Here is a 2,419-nt window from a genome sequence, read left to right on the forward strand (position 1 = left end):
AATATTGTTGTAACCTGTATCAGATATTTTTTTACCAGGAGGAAGAATAACTGTTCCGTTAATGTTATATCCTGTGATGGCTGCTCCTTCTAAACAAACAATCCTGTCCAAGCTAAAGTTGTAGCCAGAAACAGTTAAATGATCGTAAATACCTGTCAGTTTTTTGCTATATCCTGTCTGGAAATCATTTCCTACAGATTGTTCTTTGAGAAACTGTTGGTAATAAGCCTCCCCTTGCAAAACTTCATGGTTAGATTTAGTTTCTAGAGATGAAGATTTGCTTTTTCTCTCTTTTTTGATTGTCTGTTGATTCCCATAAACGGACACGCTCATAGCAGAACTATTATTTTCATCAAGAGCTTGCCAATACTGCGCCATCACTAATGACCATACTCCCTGTCCTTGGAGTAATTCAAGAGCATTATTGTAACTCTCACCAGGATGTAAGTGACAAGTTGGGTCAATCAACGCCCAAATTGCTGCTTTGTGATACTCTGGAGATAATTCCAGAGTCCAGTCAATACCATATTTATCTGGTCCTCGTAGTAGTTTTCCTGTTAAAGGATGAAAATAAGAACGAGTTTCCACAGCTAATGCTTCGGCTAAAGAAATCAGCTTTTCTCCTTTCTCCCGCATCGGTATTTGTTTGACAGTAAGAGGATCGCTCATCAAATGGATGTATGTTACTGTTCGCTCGATATCAAGATTGCCGTTGACTACCCATGCTAATGCCGAGGTTTTTTGACTAGCATTGATATATTCTTGATGATTAGTAATAACTCGCCAAGCTTCCAGTTTTTGTTTTGGGGATTCTTGGCAGATTTTTAACAAATCGCTCAGTCCCATAGTATCCAGTCCTGGCTTGATAATTAACTCCTGGGGAGGCTGCATCTTCGCCTGGTTCTCAAGGTAACCAGCAGCTTTGAGCCGTGACAAAATCTCAATGGCTATTGAGATTGATTTCCGTTTTAGTTCGGGTTGGGAAACCGAAATTAATTGTGCAATTTCTCCTGAAGTTAATTTACCGACAACTGTGACATCTTTATCAGACAATGGAGCTAAATGTTCCAAAAAAACTAAAATATCTTGGGTTAATAACTCGCTTACATCTGAATATCCCATAAATTCAGCGAAACTTAATCGATCTGACATCTTTTTTCCCTCCTTTTATACTCAATTTTCTCTAATAGGTTCGTCACCAAAAATCTGGCTCTTTATTTTTAGTTAGTTAGTTACTTACTCGACTCTAATTCCTCATTTTTTAAATATTCCCAAAACTCTAATAATTCTTCATCTGTCAAATGTAATCTACTTCTTTTACCATAGTTATCTATCAAATACTGCCTACCCTGCTCTTTATTCCATCCCAGACGGCTCATTTCCCCATCTGTTGCTTCAATTATCTCTGACAAAGCATATTCAATTAGGGAGCTTCGCGACATCGGAACTGGTGAAGCAGCAGATTGCTCTGATTCAACAGATTTCCTTGTGTTGATTTTCTAATTAGCTCTAAATGTGCTTTTTCTCCAATGGTCAAATAATTCTCTCTCAGCCAGTTGATTTCTGGTTGACTCACTTTATTGTTTGCCAGTAATTTAATTAAGTCATTACTTGTACTACAATTTAAGATTCTTTCCTTGACCTTCAAAGATCTGTTTTCTAGGGTTGTGCTGTCGCTACTATTGTAGGGGTACGTTTTCCAGTTAATTTGGGGGGTGACCACCTGGGTGACAGGGGTGGTGACCACCTGGGTGACAACTGGGGGGACAGCCTCAACCCTTTGCTGTGTGGGGATAGTGACAGGGGCGGGTGCTAGCGATGATTTATTTGAAGCATTTTTATTTGACACTTCCAAAGTTACTGGGTCGGTTGCTCCTACAAGTTGAAGATTTTTATGTGATTCTTCTCGTGTGACAGTTGTCGGATTGTCACAATAATGTGAGAAGTTTTTTTCAGTTTCCGTCTTATTTTCAAAAGGGTTGTCACCGTTGTCACTTTCCTTATTTGATGGGGGTTTCAGGTTGTCACCTTGGTTGTCACCTTGGTTGTCACCACCCCTGTCACCCTGGTTGTCCCCTTGAAGAATTTCCTCATATGTGGGTTCATTATCATAGGGCGAGCGCAGTTTTAATCCCTTGATCACCCTAACTGTTTTACCTGCTATCTTGACTCTGGCTTTTTCAGTTGACCATCCTAAAGTCCTATTGGTTAACTCCAATAACTCTGCCGAAAAGTTTTGTGGTGATTTTGCCGAACGTTTGGTCTGTTGACAATACAAGGTATAACTTCCATAGAGAGTAGAACAAGTGGCATCATAATCTTCGGCTATTTTCCATTCATGGGCGTTACTCCCAATTGGTACACAACCCGTACTATCTTGTATTACCCATTCATTCACCCATGCTGCTAAGCCATCACT

The 2,419-nt window shown here is 39.8% G+C and carries 2 protein-coding genes and 1 pseudogene; all 3 read right to left on the minus strand.

Annotation, left to right across the window (positions count from 1 at the left end; genetic code table 11):
* A partial coding sequence (locus H1P_RS32715; protein ID WP_144875574.1) for a hypothetical protein occupies window positions 1–1,152 on the minus strand: 1,152 nt, incomplete at its 3' end.
* 80 nt (window positions 1,153–1,232) lie between these two features.
* The gene (locus H1P_RS32720) at window positions 1,233–1,442 is read right to left on the minus strand and encodes a hypothetical protein (RefSeq protein WP_144875576.1); all 210 of its coding nucleotides are present in this window, start codon (window positions 1,440–1,442) and stop codon (window positions 1,233–1,235) included.
* Window positions 1,424–2,419: pseudogene (locus H1P_RS32725) on the minus strand (hypothetical protein); the annotation flags it as partial. The gene H1P_RS32720 and the pseudogene H1P_RS32725, both read right to left, overlap by 19 nt.

The organism is Hyella patelloides LEGE 07179, assembly GCF_900659865.1.
GTDB lineage: Bacteria > Cyanobacteriota > Cyanobacteriia > Cyanobacteriales > Xenococcaceae > Hyella > Hyella patelloides.